The organism is Acidobacteriota bacterium (assembly GCA_012517875.1).
GTDB lineage: Bacteria > Acidobacteriota > JAAYUB01 > JAAYUB01 > JAAYUB01 > JAAYUB01.
On the sequence record JAAYUB010000104.1, the window covers coordinates 39,149 to 58,904 of the forward strand.

Consider the following 19,756-nt stretch of genomic DNA (forward strand, 5'->3'; position numbering starts at 1 on the left):
TTCAGCGGTATCGCCGCAGACCTTTCAGGGCGATGTCCCGGCGGTAGTGCATCCCCTCAAAATAAATCTGGGACGCCGCCTCGTAGACGCACATCACCGCCGCATCCAGGTCGGCGCCGCGGGCGGTCACTCCCAGCACCCGGCCGCCGGCGGTCACGAAGCGGTCCCCCTCGCGCCGCGTGCCGGCGTGGAATATCGTCACGTGCGGCTGCTGGCCGGCGAGTTCCAACCCATGGATCGGCCGGCCTTTGGCGTACTCGCCCGGGTAGCCGCCCGAGGCCAGCACCACGCAGACCGCCGGCCACGGGTCCGTCTCCAGCCGGACGCGGTCCAGCCGGCCCTCGGCCAGCAGGTGGAGCGTCTCGGCCAGCGAGCCGCGCAGGCGGGGGAGCACCGCCTGGGTCTCGGGATCACCGAACCGCACGTTGAATTCCAGTACCCGGGGGCCGGCCGCGGTGAGCATGAGCCCGGCATAGAGCACCCCGCGGAAGGGATGACCCTCGACCGTCATGCCGCGGACCGTGGGGCGGATGACCGTGTCGAGGACGGCGTCGGCCAGACCCGGCGGCAGGATCCGGTCGTCGGAATAGGCGCCCATCCCGCCGGTGTTGGGGCCGCGGTCGTCGTCGAACACCCGCTTGTGGTCCTGGGCGGGGGGCAGCGGCACGACGTGCTCGCCGTCGGTCAGGGCCATGAACGAGGCCTCTTCGCCCTGGAGGAATTCCTCCACCACCACCCGGTCGCCGGCGGCGCCGAAGCAGCGCCGCTCCATCATCTCAGCCAGGGCGGCCTGCGCCGCGGACAGGTCGGCGGCGATCACCACGCCCTTGCCGGCGGCCAGCCCGTCGGCCTTGATGACCACGGGGAACTCGAACCGGCCCGATTCCAGGGAGCGGCGGGCGCCGGCGGCCCGGTCGTGCACCTCGTAGCGGGCGGTGGGGATGCCGTGGCGGGCCATGAAGTCCTTGGCGAAGATCTTGCTCCCCTCGAGCCGGGCGGCGGCGGCGCCGGGTCCGGCCACCGCCACGCCGGCCGCCGCCAGCCGGTCGGCCAGGCCCGCCACCAGCGGGGCCTCCGGCCCCACCACCACCAGGTCAAAACGTCCGTCGACGGCGAGGCGGACCAGCGCGTCCACGTCCGCGGCGTCCACCGCCGCCCGCGCGGCGGGCGGACACATGCCGTCGCTGCCGGGGGCGGCGGTCACCGCCGTCACCCCCGGGTCCTGCGCCAGGCGCCAAACAAGCGCATGCTCGCGACCGCCGCCGCCGATGACGAGGATGTTCATACCGGTGGCCGACTCCTAGGCGGACGCTTTGGCCCGGCGGGAATCCCAGTATAGGAACCCGCACAGGCCGATGAACATGATCAGCGAGATCACCTGCCCCAGGATGTCGTTGCGCTCGCCCACCGCGAGGTCGATGTACGGGTGGAGGCCGGCCAGCACGACGAGCGCGCCCACCACGCCCATGATGGCGCCGCCGGCGATGAAGCCGCTCGCCAGCAGCGTGCCTTTCTGGACGCGGGCCTCGGAGACTTTTTCGTCCTTGCTGCTCTTGGCCACCCAGTGGGAGATCAGGCCGCCGACGAACAGCGGCGTGTTGATTTGGAGCGGCAGGTACATGCCGATGGCGAACGCCAGGGGCGGAATTTTCATCATCTCGAGGAGGATGGCGAGCACGAGGCCGACCCCATAGAGCAGCCAGGTCACCGGCTGGTTGTCGAAGATGCCCGACAGGATGGTGGCGAACAGATTGGCCTGCGGCGCGGGCACCACGTCGGTGTTCATGAAGCCGGAGATGAACTGGCCGGTGGCCGCATCAGGCCTGCCATAGGCAAAGTGGATGAGCAGCACCGTCAGCACCACCCCCATGGCGGCGAACAGGGTGCCGATGACCTTCGACAGCTGCTGGTAACGCGGAGTAGAGCCGAGCCAATAGCCCGCCTTCAGATCGGTGACGAACCCGCCGCTCAGGGCCAGGGCGGTACAGACCACCGCGCCCATGACGATGGCGGCGAACTTGCCGAAGTCGCCCTGCAGGCCCACCGACACCAGGGCGGTGGAGCCGATGATCAGGGTGACCAAGGTCATGCCGGAGATGGGATTGTTGCCGGTCATGGCCGTGGCCAGCGCGGCCACGGTGGTGAACAGGAACGAGAAGATGAACACGATCACGAGGCCGGTGAGCGAGATGGCTACGGCCTTACTCGCGGAGGCCGGGTCCTGGCTGATGAGGTAGAAGAAGAAGGCGCCCACCGCGACGGTGCACACGGCGATGCCCATGAGCACGGTGCTCATCTTCAGATCGCGGTCGGTGCGCGCGGTGGCCGCGGCGTGGGTGTGGGGATGGAAGATCTGCTGGAAGCCCAGCGAAAAGGCCTTGTAGATAGTGGGGAGCGACTTGATGATGCCGATGATCCCGGCGCCGGCCATGGCGCCCACGCCGATGCGCTGGGCGTAAAGACGGAACACGTCGCCCGCCGACATGCCGGGGATGAACTCGGGGAACCCGGGCAGCGGCGCCGGCGGGATGGCCAGGGCGCTGACGTGCTGGCCGAAGTGGTAGATCAGGGGCACCATGATCAACGTGGAGAAGAGGCCGCCGGCACAGATGATGGCCGAGTAGCGCAATCCCGTGATGAAACCGAGGCCGACGATCAGGCTGACGGCGTTGATGCTCACTGTGGCCTTGGTTGTGGTGGCCAGGTGGCGCACGAAGGGGATGAACTGGAAGTTGATGATCTCAGACCAGGCCCGGACACTGGTGGCCAAAAAGTCGTAGACGCCGCCGATGCAGGCGGCGTAGACCAGGGTGCGGGCCTGCTCACCGCCCTTCTCGCCGGAGACGAACACCTCGTTGATCGCGGTGGCCTCCGGGAAGGGGAGTTTGCCGTGCATGTCGGCGACGAAATAGCGCCGCAGCGGGATCAGGAAGAGCAGCCCCAGGAAGGCGCCGAGCACCGAGACGATGTACATGGTCAGGACCATGGTCAGGGTGCCCGGCGCGACGTTCATGATGTACAGGGCCGGCAGGGTGAAGATGGAGCCGGCCACAATCAGGCCGGACGCTCCGCCGATGCTCTGGATAATAACGTTCTCCAGGATGGTATTGCGGCGCTTGAACATTTGCGACAGGCCCACCGCCAGGATGCTGATGGGAATGGCCGCCTCGAACACCTGCGCGACCTTGAGACCGGAATAGGTCGCGGCCACAGAGAAGAGCAAGGTCATGAGGATGCCCGTGATCACCACGCGGGCGGTGAACTCGGGCATGACGGCGTCGGCGGTCACGTACGGGACGTACTGCTCCCCGGGCTCCAGGGGACGGTAGGCGTTTTTGGCCAAGCTCCGGCTGGTGGGTTCCATGAGGTTCCTCCGCGTCGGTTAAGTGTCGGTTGCGTGCTCCAGCATGAACTGGTGCAGGTCCATCAGGGTCGCCAGAGCGGTGGCGGTGTAGCCGCCGTACCAACTCAGCAATTCGCCCCGCACCAGAAAGACCTGATCGGTCGCGACGCGGAAGTCCGCCGCCACGACCGGAATCATCTCCTCGTCGAAAGGATAGGGCTCGGTGGGCAGCAGCACCCGCAGGTCGGGACCGCCGGGGACCAGCGCCGTTTCGAAGCGGATGTAGCGCTCCGGCGCCTCGTCCAGGACGTTCTGGAAACCGCATTCCCGGAGCAGCGCGGCGATGTAGGTGTTGCGGTTGAACGTCATATACGGGTGCCGCCAGACGGGGCAGAGCACGGGGATGGGCACCTGCCATGAGCGGCTGGCCCGCTCTCGGCAGGCGGCCAATATCTCCGCCTGCGCCGCAGCGATGTCGGAGATCCCGAAGACTGCACCCAGTTCGGCGAAGAGGCGCGCCACGTCGTCGAGACTGGTGGGCAGGACCGCCCACACCGGCACCCCCCGGTCGAGGAGGGCGCCGGCGTGCGCGGCCCGGTTTTCCTCCATGTCCATGAACACCAGGTCCGGTTGGAGGGCCAGCACCCGCTCCACGTCCGGGTCCTTTGGGCCGCCGACGGCGGGAACGGTTGCGGCCAGTTCCAGCGGGCGCAGGCAGAAGACGGTGCGGCCCGCCATCCGATCGGCAAGGCCCAGGCCGGCCAGGGTGTGGCTCAGGCTGGGCACCAGCGAGACCACCCGACGGGGCGGGCGGTCAAACCGCCATTCCCGCCCGGCGGCGTCCGTGATGCGGACGGGCGCGGTCATGCGCCGTCTCCCGCCGCCGGCCGCGGGGCGCGGGTGAACAGGTTGTACTTCAGGATGCACCAGAGGGCCCGGACTCCGTCCTTCCAGCCGATCTTCTTCCCCTCCTCGTAGGTCCGGCCGTAATAGGAAATGCCCACCTCGTAGATGCGGCAGCGCAGGCGAGCCAACTTGGCGGTGATTTCGATCTCGAAGCCGAAGCGGTCCTCCCGCAGCTCGAAGCGGTGGAGCAGCTCCCGGCGGAACACCTTGTAGCAGGTCTCCACGTCGGTCAGGTTCAGGTTGGTCAACATGTTGGACCAGAGGGTGATGAAGCGGTTGCCCAGCATGTGCCAGAAATAGACCACCCGGTGGGCGGAACCGCCCATGAACCGCGAGCCGTAGACGACGTCGGCCTTGCCGTCGAGAACGGGCTTGAGCAGGATGGCGTATTCCTCGGGGTCGTACTCCAGATCGGCGTCCTGAACCAACACCCAGTCGCCGGTGGCGCGTCCGAAGCCGGTGCGCAGGGCCGCGCCCTTGCCGCGGTTCCGCTCATGGCGGAGGACCACGACGCCCGGCAGCTCCCGGGCCAGCTCGGCGGCGAGATCGCCCGAGCCGTCCTGCGAGCAGTCGTCAACCAGAATGATCTCTTTCTCGATCCCGGGCAGAGTCACCGCGTGAACGCGGCGCAGGATCTCGGCCAGGGTGTGCCGCTCATTGTAGAAAGGAATGACCACCGAGAGCTTCATGTGCCGTCCGTCTGGGAAATTGAAGGCGTATTGTACCATCTTTCGTCAAATCAGGCCTCTTTTTGTCGGTCGGCGGCGCGGGCGGGAAGACGCCCGCCCAACCGCCGAAAAGTCGGATGACAAGCCCCGGATTTTCATGTAGAGTGTCCCTTTGTGCAGGTGACACCATGGCCGCACGCAGCCAATTACTGAAAACACGCAACATCGGCATCATCGCCCACATCGACGCCGGCAAGACGACGGTGACGGAGCGGATTCTGTACTACAGCGGCAAGATCCATCGCATCGGCGAGGTCCATGACGGCACCGCCACCATGGACTGGATGGTCCAGGAGCAGCAGCGCGGCATCACCATCACGTCAGCGGTTACCAGTTTCCCCTGGGGCGACCACCAGATTCAGCTTATCGACACCCCGGGCCACGTGGATTTCACCATCGAGGTGGAACGCAGCCTACGGGTGCTGGACGGCGCGGTGGTGGTTTTCTGCGCGGTGGGGGGCGTGGAGCCTCAGTCCGAGACGGTCTGGCACCAGGCGGACAAGTACCACGTGCCGCGACTGGCTTTCGTCAACAAGCTGGACCGCGCCGGCGCCGACTTCTTCGGGGTAGTGGATCAAATGCGCCACAAGCTGGCCGCCGTGCCGCTGCCGCTCCAGCTGCCCATCTTCCACGGCGACCGCCTCGAGGGCGTGGTGGACCTGGTTGAGAGCCGCGCTCTGGTCTGGAAAGACGAAGATCTCGGCGCCGAAGTGGTGGCGGAACCGGTGCCCGACGCCGTGGCGGCGGAGGTCGAACACCACCGCGAGCGTCTGGTGGAAATCCTGGCGGACCACGACGACACCATCGCCGAGCGCTTCCTCGACGGCGCCGAGGTGAACGCCGGCGAATTGCGGGCGGCCATCCGGCGCGCCACCCTGAACCTGCAGTTGGTGCCGGTGTTCTGCGGCGCCGCGCTGCGCAACAAGGGGATTCAGCCGCTGCTCGACGGCGTCTGCGCCTACCTTCCGTCACCGCTGGATATGCCGCCTATCCGGGGCCACGTGCCGGACACCGGCGCGCCGGCGGAGCGGCATCCTGACCCGGCGGAGCCTCTCTGCGCGTACGTGTTCAAGGTGATGATGGAAGAGGGTCGTCGCATGTGCTTCCTGCGCGTCTATTCCGGCCGGCTGCAGGTGGGGCAGGCGGCTTATAACGCCACGCAGAAACAGGCGGAGCGCGTGGCCCGGATCTTCCAGCTGCACTCCAATAAGCGGGCGCGGCTTGACGAGGCCGAGGCGGGCCATATCGTGGCGGTGATGGGGTTCAAACTCGCCGGCACCGGCGACACCCTCTGCGACGAGGAGCATCCCATCCTGCTGGTGCGCATCGACGCCTATGAGCCTGTGATCTCCATGGCGGTGGAGCCCCGGCGCAACGCCGACCTCGAAAAACTCCAATTGATGCTCCGGAAATTCGCCGACGAGGATCCCACATTCCATGCCCACGATGATCCGGATACGGGCCAGACCATCATCTCCGGCATGGGCGAGCTGCATCTGGAGATCGTGACGGACCGCCTCCGCACCGAATATGGTCTGGAGGTGAATGTCGGCAAACCTCAGGTGGTGTACCGCGAGACCGTCTCGGCCGCGGCCGAAGGCGCCGCGGTCTTTGAGCACGAGATCGCCGGCCGCGACCACTACGCCGCCGTCACCCTGCGGGTGGAACCGCTGGCGCGGGGCTGCGGCAACCAATTCTCCAGCCAGGTACCCCGCGACAGCATCCTTGGTTTTGTGTACGAGGCGATCGAGACGGGCGTCCGCGAGGCTGCGTTCGGCGGGGTGCTGATGGGCTACCCCGTGGCGGATGTGGCCACCACGCTGCTGGCGCTGGAGCAGCGCGAGGGCCAGGCGTCGGACATCGCCTTCAAGGCCTGCACCATGAAGGCGTTCGCACTGGGGGTCCAGGCGGCCGGCCCGGTGCTCATGGAGCCCATCATGAACGCCGAGGTGCTGGTGCCGGAGGAGTTTCTGGGCGGCGTGGTGGGCGACCTGAGCGCCCGGCGGGGGAAGGTGCAGAAGATCACCCCTCGCAAGAACCTCGCCGTCGTCGACGCCCAGGTGCCGCTGTCCGGGATGTTCGGATACTCCCGTGCGGTCCGCACCCTGAGCCAGGGCCGGGCCACCTTCACCATGCAGTTTTCCCATTTCGAAGTGATGACCGGCTCCGGCGCGTAAGTCCACACGCCCCCGCCCGGGTCGAGGCGCACGATGTCCCACGAAACAATCATGTGGCTGGTGTTCGGTGTGGCCGTGAGCGGCATGCTGGTCCTGGATCTGGGCGTGTTCCACCGGCGGGCGCACAAGGTGTCCATTCGCGAAGCGCTGGTCTGGAGTGCGGTCTGGATTGCACTGGCCCTGGTGTTCGCGGTCGGGGTCTGGTTTGAGCTGGGGCGGGAGCGGGCGCTGGAGTTCCTCGCCGGGTATATCATCGAGAAGTCGCTCAGCGTCGATAACCTGTTTGTCTTCCTGGTGATCTTCTCCTATTTCGGCGTGGCGCCGCGCTACCAGCACAAGGTGCTGTTCTGGGGCATCCTGTCTGCGCTGGTGTTCCGCGCGGCGTTCATCGCCGCCGGTGTCACCCTCATCCGCCAGTTCCACTGGGTGATCTATGTGTTCGGCGTGTTCCTCGTCTACAGCGGGGTGAAGCTCTTCTTTCAGAAAGGCCACGAGATTCACCCGGAACAGAACCCCATCCTCCGGCTGCTGCGCCGCTTCCGCCGACTGTTCCCCATCACCAAGCGCTACCTGGGGGGGCGCTTCCTGTTCCGGCGCCGCGGCGCCTGGGTGGGGACGCCGCTGCTGGTGGTGCTGATCATGATCGAGACCAGCGACATCGTCTTCGCTGTGGATTCGATCCCCGCCATCCTGGCCATCACCACCGACCCGTTCGTGGTGTACACCTCCAACGTGTTCGCCATTCTGGGCTTGCGCGCCCTTTACTTTGCCTTGGCCGGCGTCATGGAGGTCTTCCACTATCTGCACTACGGGCTGGCGTTCATCCTGGCGTTCGTCGGGGCGAAGATGCTGTTGGCCGACGTCTACAAGGTCCCGGTTCCCGTCGCCCTCGGCGTGGTCGCGGTCATCCTGGCGGGCTCCGTGGTCGTTTCCCTTCTCCGGCCTCCCTCCTCCTCCAAAGACCCCGAGCCGCCGGCTGCCCTGACCGGTGATCGGGTGACCTCCGCGAAGGAGTAGTGGCCCGCCGCCTGCAGTAACGCCGAGTTGGGCCCGATATCCAGAGACCGCGAGCATGCGGCTGCGGCGATATAAACTGAGCGGCGCCCCCGATCTGTGTTATAGTGTCTTTGTAACCGAAACCGGAACCGCGATCACGCAAGCTATTTCACCGCCGCCTCCAACGACAACGCACAGGATCAAGCGATGCAACGACTGGCCGCCGTGCTCAGAGAGGATGTCTGTCGCCAGATCGGAGAGATCGGCGAGGCCGATGTCCTGGTGGGCATTCCCAGCTTCAACAACGCCCGCACCATCGGTCACGTGGTCCGGGCGGCGCAGGCCGGCCTCGGCAAGTACTTTTCGTCCTGCCGGGCCGTGTTGGTGAACTCGGACGGCGGTTCCACCGACGAGACCCTGGATGTGGTCCGCCAGGCGTCGGTGGATTTCGGCACGGTGCTCGTCCAGAACCAGGTGCAGCCCCTGCATAAGATCCTGACGCCGTATGTCGGATTGCCGGGCAAGGGAAGCGCGTTCCGGACCGTTTTCGAGATCGCCCGGGCGCTGAAGGTGAGGGCTTGCGCCGTCGTGGACTCGGACCTGCGCAGCATCACCCCCGAGTGGTTTGAGCTGCTGCTGCGGCCGGTGCTGGACAGCGGCTTTGATTACGTGGCGCCCTACTATCACCGGCACAAGTTCGACGGCACCATCACCAACACCATCGTCTACCCGATGACCCGTGCCCTGTTCGGCAAGCAGATTCGCCAGCCCATCGGGGGCGATTTCGGCTTCTCGGGTCGCCTGTCCGAATTCTACGCCAACCAGGACGTCTGGGAAAGCGACGTGGCCCGGTACGGGATTGACATCTGGATGACCGGCACGGCCGTGGCCAAAGGGTTCCGTGTCTGTCAGTCGTTCCTGGGCGCCAAAATCCATGACCCGAAGGACCCGGGCGCGGATCTCAGCGCCATGCTGCACCAAGTGGTGGGGGCGCTCTTCAGCCTGATGGAAACGTACCGGTTGTCCTGGCAGTCGGTGGTCGGGTCCATGTCGGTGCCCACGTTCGGATTCGTTTATGCGGTGGGACTGGAGCCCGTGTCGGTCAACCTGGCCGGCATGCTGGACAAAATGCGCATGGGGGTTCGGGAACTCCGGGACGTTTACTGCCAGATCGTCTCGCCGGAAAGCATGGCCGGTCTCGTCGCGGCCGCCGACCTGAGCGACGAGCGGTTTGTCCTGCCCGACGAGGTCTGGGTGCGGCTCATTTACGATTTCGCCCTGGCCTGTCATCGGCGGACCATGAACCGGGAACACCTGATCAAATCGCTGACCCCGCTCTATCTGGGCAAAGTGGCCTCGTTCGTGATCGAGTGCCGGGACAGCGACGCCGCCGCGGTCGAGCAGCGTCTGGAAGCACTGTGCCAGGCGTTCGAGCGGGACAAGCCCTACCTGGTCTCCCGCTGGGAACCGCAGCACTGATTCCACCGAGGAAGGTGCAGCCATGAAAGAAATCTGGGAACGGATCATTGTGGAGCCGTTTGAGCGCTTCGTGGGCATGATCGCCTCGTTCCTGCCCAACCTTCTGGTGTCGCTGATCCTGATCGTTGCGGGCATAATCTGCGGCTGGCTGACCAGGCAGGTGATCACCGGCCTGCTCCGGGTGGTGAAGGCGGACCGCTTTTTCAAGAAATCGGGCATGATGCAGGCACTGGAGCGGAGCGGGCTCAAGGACAGCCCGTCCCGGCTCATCGGCCAGTTGGCAGGCTGGCTGGTGGTGCTCGTCTTCACCGTGATCGCCCTAACCGCCCTGAAGGTACCGGCGGTCGAAAATCTGCTCAGCCAGATGCTGCTGTACCTGCCCAATCTGTTTGTGGCCGTCGTGATCCTGATGATCGGCTTCATTCTCGGCAACTTCCTGCAGCGGACCGTGCTGATCGCCGGTGTCAACGCCGGAGTGCGGCTGGCCCGGACGGCCAGCCGGTGCGTCCAATACGGCGTGTATTTTTTCGCGACGGCGATGGCGTTGGAACAACTGGGCATCGGACGCGAGACGGTTCTCATCGCGTTTGCAATCGTGTTCGGGGGCGTGGTGCTGGCGCTGGCGCTGGCCTTCGGCCTGGGTGGGCGGGCCATCGCCCGGGAGTACCTGGAGCGGTTGATCAAAGGCGGAGATGAAGAGCCGGATGATTTCCATCATCTGTAGGCACGTCCCGTGCACCGGTTTGCGGTTCGATCGCCGGCGGGCCGAGGCGGGACCGATGAGGTGGGTGCATGCATGATACCGCAACGCAGTGGGTGGTATTCACCGATCTGGACGGAACACTGCTGGACAAGCAGACTTACTCCTGGTCCGCCGCGCGGAGCGGGCTCGAACTCCTGGCCGGCCGGAGCATCCCCCTGGTGTTGGTGACCAGCAAGACCCTGGCCGAGGTGGAACCCCTGCGGCGGGACATGCAGTTGAACGACCCGTTCATTGTGGAAAACGGGGCCGCCGTGTTCCTGCCGCCGGACGGCGGAGGGCCCGAAATGGCTGATCTGTCGGAGGTGGCCGGGTACCGCTGTCGGCTGTTCGGCCGGACGTACGCGGAAGCACGCCGATTTCTGGTCAGCCAGGCGGCGCGGCTGGGTGCGCGCGGATTCGGCGATATGACCATCGACGAGATCTCGGCCCGAACGGCGCTGCCGCCCGACGCGGCGGGCCGGGCGGCGGCACGGCTCTTCACCGAGCCGTGCGCGGTGGAACCGGGCCGGCTCGCCGAACTCGACGCAATCGCCCGCCGGGCCGGCTTCAGGATTCTGGAAGGCGGACGGTTTTGTCACGTCGTGGCTGCGGGGCAGGACAAGGGGACGGCCGTGCGGTGGCTGATCGCAGCTTACCAGCGGCGATGGCCCGGCCGGAAAATCGGGACGGTGGGCATCGGAGACAGCCCCAACGACTTGGATTTTCTGTCAGTCGTGGATGTGCCGGTGCTCGTCCGGCGCCCTGACGGCACGCACCTCAGGGCTGACGGTCTGCCCCGGGCTCTGCTGGCGGCCGCGATCGGACCGGCGGGTTGGAACCTGGCGATCCACCAATTGCTCGGCGACCGCCGCTGAGGCTGCGGAAATGCCGTCGTTCCGGCACGGCGTCGCAGCCGGGCGAAAAGCGACAAACGGGAGTATGCCATGAGTGATTTCTTTCAGAACGGAGTCATCACTACCCTGCCCATCCTGGGAGACCATCCGGTCGAGGAAATGGAAGCGGAGCTCCGGAGCCATGCCGTGACCAGCAAGATCGCACTCCTGCTGCCTGCACTGGTCACCGAGTTCGAAGGGCCGGCGATGAAAAAGATCCTAAAACAGCTGCAGGGCGTCGACTATCTGCACCAGGTCGTCGTGTCGCTGGACCGAGCTGAACGGGCGCAGTTCGTTGACATTCGGGACTACCTGCGACGGCGACTGCCGACGGTGCAGGTGGTTTGGCACGACGGCCCCCGGATGCAGGCGATCTATCAGCGGTTGCGACGCGAGGATTTTCCGGTGGACATGCCCGGCAAGGGGCTGTCCGTGTGGATGACCTTGGGATATATTCTGGCGCAAGGAGATGTGGACGGGATCGCGCTGCACGACTGTGACATCACCAACTACGACCGGAACCTGCTCGCGCGCCTTGTCTATCCGCTGATGAGCCGCCGCGCGGATTTCGAATTCTGCAAGGGCTATTATGCCCGGGTGAACGGGCGTCTCTACGGCCGCGCCACCCGCTTGTTTTTCACGCCGATCATCCGGTCGCTGAAGCGCACGGTGGGCCGCCTGCTCTATCTGGAATATCTCGACAGCTTTCGTTATCCCCTGGCGGGTGAGTTCGCGATCCACTCCCATCTGGCCGAATCCATCCGGATCGCCCCGGACTGGGGCTTGGAGATCTCCACCCTCGGGGAGGTCTACCACAACACCTCGCTCAAGCGCATCTGCCAGGTGGAGCTGATGGACAGCTACTGCCATAAACACCAGGCCATCGACATCCGCAAACCCGGCACGGGCCTGGTCCGGATGGTCATGGACATCTCCCTGTCCCTGTTCCGGATCCTGACTCAGGACGGGGTTGTCTTGTCGGATGCCCACTTTCGTTCCCTCCAGACCAGTTACCTGCGCGAAGCCCGCGAGGCGGTGGACAAGTACAGCGCCCTGGCCGCCATCAACCGACTGGAGTATGACCGGCACGCCGAGATCTCGGCGGTGGAGGCCTTCCAGAAGGGTTTCCGGCTGGCCGTCGAGCGATTCCGGGAGGACCCGGTGGGCACGCCCATGATTCCGGCGTGGACCCGCATCCGCTCGGCGATTCCGGATCTGTCGGCCGAGCTGCTGGACGCGGTATGGGCCGACAACGCCTGATCCGACTGGCAAAAAGTGCTTGCATTCGGCATGAGGCTGTTGTATAAACTTCCGCTTGCGCGCATTGGGCGCGGCCGTGGAATCAGTCGGTCAGACGGAGCGAACATGAAAGAAAACATTCATCCCAAGTACGAGAAGGCCCAGGTCACCTGCGCCTGCGGCAACACCTTCGAGACCCGGTCCACCAAACCGGAAATCCGGCTGGAGATCTGCTCGAAGTGCCACCCGTTTTTCACCGGCCGCCAGAAGCTGGTGGATACCGCCGGCCGCGTGGAGCGCTTCACCCGCCGTTACACCAAGAAGGGAAGCACGGAAAGCAGCGAACAGTAGCCGGATTCTTCAGATACCCAAAGGGTTGCCCGGGCGACAGGCCGTCGGGCAACCCTTTTTATTTACTCGGGAGGGTCAACGGTCATGTCGGAGTGTCGCCGGAAGCTGGAGACGGATATTCTGGTGGGCGGCCAGGCGGTGCTGGAGGGGGTCATGATGCGCACGCCCAACACCATCGCCGTCGCGGTGCGTCGCCCTGACGGGGAGATCGTGGTCAAGCGCGAACCGGCGCCCAAATGGACCGACAAGGCGCGGGTCCTGAAATGGCCGCTGGTCCGCGGCACCGCCATTTTGTTGCAGTCTCTCGTCATCGGCATCAAGGCGCTCAACTTCTCGGCCGAGGTGGCCATGGCCGAGTCGGCCGAGGGCGACGGGCAGCGGAAGAAGAAGCATGACGGCCCCGAGGGCGGCAGCCGCTGGATACTTGTCGGGACGCTGGTGTTTTCGCTGGCGGCCGGCATCGCCCTGTTTGTGTTGGTGCCGTACTGGCTAAGCGCCCTGATCACCGCGTGGGTCTACCCGGCGGCGTCCACCGGCGCGGCGGTGCACTCGCACTGGCTGTTCTTCAACCTCGTGGACGGCGTCATCCGGGTCATCTTTTTCCTGGGTTACATCCTGCTCATCTCCCGGATGAAGGACATCCACCGCGTCTTCCAGTACCACGGTGCCGAGCACAAGGTGGTGCACCTCTGGGAGGCCAGGCAGCCGCTCACCGTTGAGCACGCCCGCACCCACTCCACGCTGCACCCCCGCTGCGGCACCAGTTTTCTCCTGTTCGTGATGGTGATCAGCATCCTGGTGTTTACGGTGTTCAAGTTCGACTGGTGGGTGTTCAAGGTGCTGTCGCGGGTGTTCCTGCTGCCGCTCATCGCCGGGATCTCCTACGAGCTCATCCGGCTGTCGGCCCGCTTCCCGCGAAATCCAGTCCTCAAGGCGATCATGGCGCCGGGTCTGGCGCTCCAGCGGATCACCACTCAACCTCCCGACGACGCCATGCTGGAGGTGTCGCTGCGGGCGCTGCAGGAGGGCTTGGAGCTGGAAGCACGGCTCAAGGGGGCGGCGGCGGAACCGGCCGCGGTCGCCTGACGCGGGAGTCCTATCATGTTCAGGAAACTGGAAGAAATCGAACATCAATACATGGAGCTGCAGCGGCTGCTGGAGGATCCGGCGGTCACGGCCAACCATCTGGAATATCAGAAGCACGCCAAAGCCCAGCGGGCCATCGCCGACATCGTCAAGGCGTACCGGGCCTGGAAGGAAATGACCCGGAGTCGGACCGAGGCGGAGCAGATGGCCGCGACTGAAACGGACAGCGAGCTGCGGGAGATGGCGGCCGCGGAGGCGGCCGAACTGGCCGAGCGGCTCGCCCAAGCCGAGGCAGAGCTCAAGGTGCTGCTCCTGCCCAAGGATCCCAACGACGAAAAGAACGTCATTCTCGAGATCCGCGCGGGCACCGGCGGCGAGGAGGCCGCCCTGTTCGCCGCCGACCTGTTCCGGATGTACAGCCGCTACGCCGAGCGCCACCGCTGGCGAATGGCCGTGGTCAGCGAGAACGCCACCGGCATCGGCGGCTACAAAGAAGTCATTTTGAACATCGAAGGGGATCGGGTGTACAGCCGGCTCAAGTACGAAAGCGGCGTCCACCGCGTCCAGAGGGTGCCGGCCACCGAGGCCAGCGGCCGGGTCCATACCTCGGCGGTGACGGTGGCTGTCCTGCCCGAGGCGGATGAGGTGGAAATCCAGGTCGACCCGAAAGACATCCGCGTGGACACGTTCTGCTCCTCCGGCCCCGGCGGCCAGTCGGTCAACACTACCTACTCCGCCGTCCGCCTCACCCACATGCCCACCGGACTGGTGGTGAGCTGCCAGGACGAGAAGAGCCAGATCAAGAACAAGGCCCGGGCCATGAAGGTGCTCCTGGCGCGGCTGTATGAGGCAGAGCGCGAAAAGCGGGACCGGGAAATATCCGCCGCCCGCCGCTCCCAGGTAGGCTCCGGCGACCGGAGCGAGAAGATCCGCACCTACAACTTTCCCCAGAACCGGCTCACCGACCACCGCATCGGCCTGACGCTGCACCAGCTGGATCTGATCATCGACGGGGATCTGGACGGGGTGCTCGACGCGCTCGTCGCCCACTTCGAAGCCGAGAAGCTGAAGCAATCGGCGACGGTGTTATAAGGACGCCCGCCTCCCCGGCGCCGTCCGTGTGTCCGACATGCAGAACGCCGATACCCGATATTCCACCGTTGCCGCGATTCGACGGGATGCGACCCGTCGCCTGCGGGCCGCCGGCCGGCCCGAGGCGGCGCGGGACGCCGACGTGCTGCTGGCCTGGGTGCTGGGGCGCGAGCGGACGGATCTCCTCGCCCATCCGGAGGCGATCGTACCGGCCGAGGCGGCCGCGGCGATTGCCGTGGCGGTGGATCGGCGCGCGGCCGCGGAGCCGGTCCAGTACATCACCGGCGAGCGGGACTTCTGGCGTGACACGTTTCGAGTAACCCGGGCGGTTCTGATTCCCCGACCGGAAACTGAGTTGCTCGTGGAAAAGGGCGCCGACGCACTGAGGACAATCCAGGCGCCGTCCATTTTGGATCTGGCCACGGGGAGCGGCTGCGTCGGCTTAAGTCTGTTGCGGGAGCTGCCCCGGGCCCGGTTGGTCGCGACGGACCGGTCGCCGGCGGCTCTCGAGGTCGCCCGCGGCAACGCCGACCGTCTCGGCGTGGCTGCGCGCGCCGCGTTCGTCTGCGGCGACGGATTGACGTTTCTGCGAGCCGGATCGGCGGGCGAGTTTCACCTGATTGTGGCCAATCCGCCATATGTCTCCCGGGGCGACCTGGAACTCCTGCCGGCGGAGGTGCGAGACTGGGAGCCCCGGCTGGCTCTGGACGGCGGGACGGACGGTCTCGACTGTTACCGGGCATGGGTGCCGCCGGCCCTGGCGCTGCTCCTCCCGGGCGGCCGCCTGCTCATGGAATTCGGTTATGGGCAGTGGCCGGCGCTGTCAGCATTGCTGGCGTCGATGGGGTGCGACGCCGCCATGTTTCCCGACCTGGCGGGGATCCCGAGGGTGTTTCAGATCGGGCGTGGTTGACCCGGCGATTCGGGTGGCCGGCGGCGGAGTCGTTTACCCGGCGTCATTGAAACCGGGGAAGAGGCGTCGAATGTCAGGTTGCATCAGGGTGATCATCGCCCAGATGCCGAACGGGATGCCTAGCACCAGGCACGGCGAACCCAGACAGGGGATGAGTGAGAGCATGGCGGCGCCCATGGCCCAGGCGTAAGACCGTGCCCGCTGCATCTGCAGCGCCCCAAAGCAGATGACGGCGTCAAACACCAGGCTGATGACAGGGAGGACCAGGCCGAGCGACAGGGTGTCCCACGGGGTGAAGGAAGAATGGGGCACATGCTCCAGCCCGGGAAGGAATTGCCCGAACGTCGGGCGGATCAACAGGTTCGAAATGACCATGAAAATGTCGAAGCCGGCATCCAGCCCGGCCGCGACGATCATGCTCACCGCCGGGCCGACGAGACGTTGACGCATCAGGCACCTCCAATCACTGGCAGTACGGCCGACCTGTCGGGTTCCCGTCGGCCGTCGGGTTGATCATTGTGTTTGTCCCAAGGCCGGGCGATCTCATGTGATGGTGGCGCGGCCGGTGTTCTGACCGCATGCCAGTCAGCTGAGTGGTACGTTCATCCGCCGGATGAACACGCGGGTGTCACCGGCGGCCGATTCCGGCTGCTCCGCGGCGGGTGCCGGCGGGATCAAGTCGTCGGGGATGAAACCGCCGGCGCTGGCCACGTGGCGCAAGGAGTGGTCGGTCGCACGGGCCATGTTGGCGGTCTCCCGGCGTGGAGCGGTAACCGTGTCGCGGATGTCGGCGGCGTCCCCGTCAAGTCGAACGTCCCGCCGGAAACGGATGCCGGCGGACACCCGCTTGAAGATGAGCGCCTGTTTCAGCCGTGGGATCAGCCGCCGTCCCAGGACGAACGCGGCCAACCGGAGCACGGTGTGACGGAGTGGAGATGAGACGCGCCAGCGGTGGACGGTCATGGCGCCCTCGACGGACACGGCCGCCGCACCGTCGGCGCCGGCCGCCAGTTGAATCCGGTAGCCGGGATCCTGCCAGTGGGTGACCGCCACGCGGCCGCCGGGTCGCGGTAGGCGCCAGCCGTGATCGGCGTCCCGGATCCCGTCGGGACCGTACCGGCAGACGACACCGCCCTTGCGGGCGGCGACGTAGACCGACGCACGACCAGGGACGTGACGGATCAGCACGCCTGCTTCGGGCAGCACGTAATCGCCGCCGGTCTGGCAGGGGAGGAGCGCCGCGGCGGCGGGAACAGCGTCCAGATGGGCCAGGCTGCGCGCGCAGGATGCGTACACATAATGGCACAGGTAGCGGTCGTCGGTCCGGGCAAGAGGGTGCGCCGCCGTGTCCGCCCGTTGGAACAGGGCGCGGACGACGGCGGCGGCCAGCGGATTGTGCGCCGCGGCGCGCACGAGTCCGTAAGGCAGGATGTAATCGGTGTTCCGGGAATTGACCGCCGGCGGCGTCTCGCCGGACACCGCGATCAGTGTGGCGATATAGGCCGCGCCGCGGTCCAGGGCGTCGCGAAAACGGAGCTCGCCGGTCGCCTCGAAGAGGTCCCAGAGGCAGTCCAGCGTCACCGAGAGGTATCCCGTGTCAGCGCCGCCGTACTCGGGAAACCAGCCTTCGGCGGACTGCCGGGCCAGGAATCGGTCCAGCCGCGCCATCAACCGATCGGCATCCAGGCGGATGCCCGGCAGACGGCGGGCCAGCGCCAGCGCGGCCAGGGCGGCGGCTTCCTGGTTGAGCGCTTCCGTTTCCGTGTGGCGGATCAGCCACCGGGCCGCTTTCTGGATTGCGGCGACGATGCGGACATCCGGGTCGGTCAGGCCGCGTGAGCGCAGCACGAGCAGCGCCGCTCGGAGGCTGAAGGCGGTGGGCGGGAACCCGTGCTCGCCGGGATAGTACTCGTTGAACGAGCCGTCGCCGAGCTGCTGGGCGGCCCAGAACCGCAAGGCGCCATCCACCCAGCGGATGGCCAGGGGATGGCCCCGCAGCGGATTGTCGGGCGCCTCCGGCCGGCGGAGACACTCGATCACCACCATCCCCTGCTGCAGGATGGCCGACGCAAAGTCCCGGATCTTGTAGTGCCAGTAATCCCGATCGAAGCAGCCGAACGTTGGGGAGTCGGCGTCTCGATCCAACTGGCCCAACAAACGGGGCAGGGCATGGATGACCCGCATCCGGATCGATTGCGGCGAGGGGTCGTGATTCATGGTACTCGCCTTCACCGGACCGGACGGAGGGCGGACGCCGACCGGTCGGCGGTTGGGCCGGTTGGTCGCTGTTGATTCGATAGATCCGCGCGGGAGCAGAAGCGGGCCGCCACGGAAGCCACCAGCACCACGAGCAGCATCTCGTGGGGCGAGCGATACCGGTAAACGTTGCACTGGCTCAGGAAATGAACGATGGGAAAAAAGGCGAAAAAGATCACGATCACCTGCTCGAGAGGATTCCAATTGCGCCACCCGATCCGGTACAGGCCTGTCGCCGCCAGCGCCATGTATGCCAGATACCACGGAATGAGCAACAGCCGGGTGGGACGCAGGTAATCCGGGTTAAACACCCAGTAGGCGAAGATCCGCCGGGCCGTCAGCCAAACGTAGGTGAGCGGCTGGTCCCGAACGAAATCGAAGAAGCGCCGCCAGCAGAGCCGGGCATACTCCGTTTCGCCCAAGTTGAGGATCAACAATCGCTCGGTCTGGTTCTCGTATGGAAAGTTGGCATACAGCGACCGGTGCGGATTGGCAGGCACCGTCGGGTTGTTGCCCAGCCAGAACTGCATGGACAATCCAGTGCCGAACAGCACCGGGCGCTGAAAATTGATCGACGCGAAAACGATCCAGGGACTCCAGCTGAGGCAGGCGGCCAGCGCCACCGTGGCCACGTAATGCCACCACACGGGGGATCGCCCGGCGGACGCCGCCGGCGCATCGCGGCGCAGTCGGAGCATCATCCAGATGTGGTAGGCGACGAAAAAGAACAGTGTCTTGGGCATGGTCAGGACGGCCAGCGCCGATCCGGCGGCGTGGACCGCCAGGTGGACGAAGCGGCGGCCGCGCAGGTACGCCAGGCTCGCAAACAGCGACAAGCTGAGAAAGAGGAGGAACAGGATCTCGCCGCGCATGTCCTGGGTGCCGAACCAGGACAGCGGATAAGTGATCAAGAGCACCAATCCGAGGCCGCCCGCACGGGGACCGAGTGTCGTCGTGAGCGTCCGATGAAGCAGAAACACGGCCAGGGTCATAAAACCGCACTGGAGTGCCAGCAAGAGGAACATGGATACCGGGCTGTATGGGCCGAACAGCGCGAACACTGCCGCCCAGACCAGGACAATGGGCGGTGTCACGTAGGCGGTGGGGGGGATGGGCGGATGGTTCACCACGACCGCGGGCGGGACGGTCGCGGGGCGGCTGTCCGTTGGCGACGCCGGGATCGCTGGCGGCACGTCCCCTGGCAGGATGACAAAGGGGGATCCGTAGCCGTAACCCAGCGCGACGTTTCGGGCGATCCGGCCCACCTCGAAGCCCAGTTGCCAGGTGTCCGGGTTCTGCCACGGTTGGTAAATGGCGATCACGGCCAGCTGGGCGAAAAAGAATAGCAGCAGCACCAGCGCCACGAGGCGCGGCCGTTCGGACAGCCGGGCGAGGGGCTGGAGCAGTCGATCACAGCTGGTGTGCAGGGAACGGCTGAGCATCGGGAAGATATTCTAACATACTCTGCGAAGCTGGCATTGAGGCCGGAGCAAAAGACCGCCGGCGGATCTGGGGCAAACGGACTGTCGGTCTGTTGAGGGGACCCATTATCAAA

17 protein-coding genes are annotated in these 19,756 nt (G+C 66.0%); 10 read left to right on the forward strand and 7 right to left on the reverse strand.

The window, feature by feature from the left end; all coding sequences use genetic code 11:
* Position 1 precedes the first annotated feature (1 nt).
* From purD to GX414_11285, 4 genes are read right to left on the reverse strand one after another with little or no spacing between them, the layout of a single operon-like run.
* Positions 2 to 1,285: a phosphoribosylamine--glycine ligase gene (gene purD / locus GX414_11270; GenBank protein ID NLI47674.1), complete on the reverse strand. Its 1,284-nt coding sequence runs from the start codon at positions 1,283 to 1,285 to the stop codon at positions 2 to 4.
* 15 nt (positions 1,286 to 1,300) lie between these two features.
* Positions 1,301 to 3,364 (reverse strand): oligopeptide transporter, OPT family, encoded by a 2,064-nt coding sequence (locus GX414_11275; GenBank protein NLI47675.1) that lies wholly within the window; start codon positions 3,362 to 3,364, stop codon positions 1,301 to 1,303.
* Positions 3,365 to 3,382: 18 nt separating this feature from the next.
* On the reverse strand, positions 3,383 to 4,210 hold the full coding sequence (locus GX414_11280; protein NLI47676.1) for an ABC transporter substrate-binding protein: 828 nt from the start codon (positions 4,208 to 4,210) through the stop codon (positions 3,383 to 3,385).
* Positions 4,207 to 4,938: a glycosyltransferase family 2 protein gene (locus GX414_11285; GenBank protein NLI47677.1), complete on the reverse strand. Its 732-nt coding sequence runs from the start codon at positions 4,936 to 4,938 to the stop codon at positions 4,207 to 4,209. Before GX414_11285 ends, GX414_11280 begins: the two co-directional genes overlap by 4 nt.
* A gap of 167 nt (positions 4,939 to 5,105) precedes the next feature.
* On the opposite strand from GX414_11285, the gene fusA reads away from it, so the two are divergent.
* The 10 genes from fusA to prmC all read left to right on the forward strand — a co-directional run bounded on the left by fusA (position 5,106) and on the right by prmC (position 15,945).
* Entirely contained in the window at positions 5,106 to 7,154 is a 2,049-nt protein-coding gene (fusA, locus tag GX414_11290; protein NLI47678.1) for an elongation factor G, read from the forward strand.
* A gap of 33 nt (positions 7,155 to 7,187) precedes the next feature.
* Positions 7,188 to 8,171: a TerC family protein gene (locus GX414_11295; protein NLI47679.1), complete on the forward strand. Its 984-nt coding sequence runs from the start codon at positions 7,188 to 7,190 to the stop codon at positions 8,169 to 8,171.
* 186 nt (positions 8,172 to 8,357) lie between these two features.
* A complete protein-coding gene (locus tag GX414_11300) occupies positions 8,358 to 9,629 on the forward strand; it encodes a glycosyltransferase (protein NLI47680.1) in 1,272 nt (423 codons plus the stop codon).
* 22 nt (positions 9,630 to 9,651) lie between these two features.
* Positions 9,652 to 10,353, forward strand: a complete 702-nt coding sequence (locus GX414_11305) for a hypothetical protein (protein NLI47681.1) — start codon at positions 9,652 to 9,654, stop codon at positions 10,351 to 10,353.
* Between the two features lie 68 nt (positions 10,354 to 10,421).
* Complete coding sequence (locus GX414_11310) at positions 10,422 to 11,246, forward strand: HAD-IIB family hydrolase (GenBank protein ID NLI47682.1); 825 nt, start codon at positions 10,422 to 10,424, stop codon at positions 11,244 to 11,246.
* A 69-nt stretch (positions 11,247 to 11,315) separates the two neighbouring features.
* Positions 11,316 to 12,524, forward strand: a complete 1,209-nt coding sequence (locus tag GX414_11315) for a glycosyl transferase (GenBank protein ID NLI47683.1) — start codon at positions 11,316 to 11,318, stop codon at positions 12,522 to 12,524.
* A 105-nt stretch (positions 12,525 to 12,629) separates the two neighbouring features.
* The gene (rpmE, locus tag GX414_11320; GenBank protein ID NLI47684.1) at positions 12,630 to 12,854 is read left to right on the forward strand and encodes a 50S ribosomal protein L31; all 225 of its coding nucleotides are present in this window, start codon (positions 12,630 to 12,632) and stop codon (positions 12,852 to 12,854) included.
* Positions 12,855 to 12,938: 84 nt separating this feature from the next.
* A complete protein-coding gene (locus tag GX414_11325) occupies positions 12,939 to 13,940 on the forward strand; it encodes a DUF1385 domain-containing protein (GenBank protein ID NLI47685.1) in 1,002 nt (333 codons plus the stop codon).
* A gap of 15 nt (positions 13,941 to 13,955) precedes the next feature.
* Positions 13,956 to 15,032 (forward strand): peptide chain release factor 1, encoded by a 1,077-nt coding sequence (gene prfA, locus GX414_11330; protein ID NLI47686.1) that lies wholly within the window; start codon positions 13,956 to 13,958, stop codon positions 15,030 to 15,032.
* Between the two features lie 37 nt (positions 15,033 to 15,069).
* On the forward strand, positions 15,070 to 15,945 hold the full coding sequence (gene prmC / locus GX414_11335) for a peptide chain release factor N(5)-glutamine methyltransferase (GenBank protein ID NLI47687.1): 876 nt from the start codon (positions 15,070 to 15,072) through the stop codon (positions 15,943 to 15,945).
* A gap of 33 nt (positions 15,946 to 15,978) precedes the next feature.
* Here the strand turns inward: prmC and GX414_11340 are convergent, their stop codons facing one another.
* The 3 genes from GX414_11340 to GX414_11350 all read right to left on the reverse strand — a co-directional run bounded on the left by GX414_11340 (position 15,979) and on the right by GX414_11350 (position 19,643).
* Complete coding sequence (locus tag GX414_11340; GenBank protein ID NLI47688.1) at positions 15,979 to 16,395, reverse strand: hypothetical protein; 417 nt, start codon at positions 16,393 to 16,395, stop codon at positions 15,979 to 15,981.
* Positions 16,396 to 16,530: 135 nt separating this feature from the next.
* Positions 16,531 to 18,162 carry a hypothetical protein gene (locus GX414_11345; protein NLI47689.1) on the reverse strand — a complete coding sequence of 544 codons (1,632 nt, stop codon included), beginning with the start codon at positions 18,160 to 18,162 and terminating at the stop codon, positions 16,531 to 16,533.
* A gap of 11 nt (positions 18,163 to 18,173) precedes the next feature.
* A complete protein-coding gene (locus GX414_11350) occupies positions 18,174 to 19,643 on the reverse strand; it encodes a hypothetical protein (GenBank protein NLI47690.1) in 1,470 nt (489 codons plus the stop codon).
* Between the last annotated feature and the right edge of the window lie 113 nt (positions 19,644 to 19,756).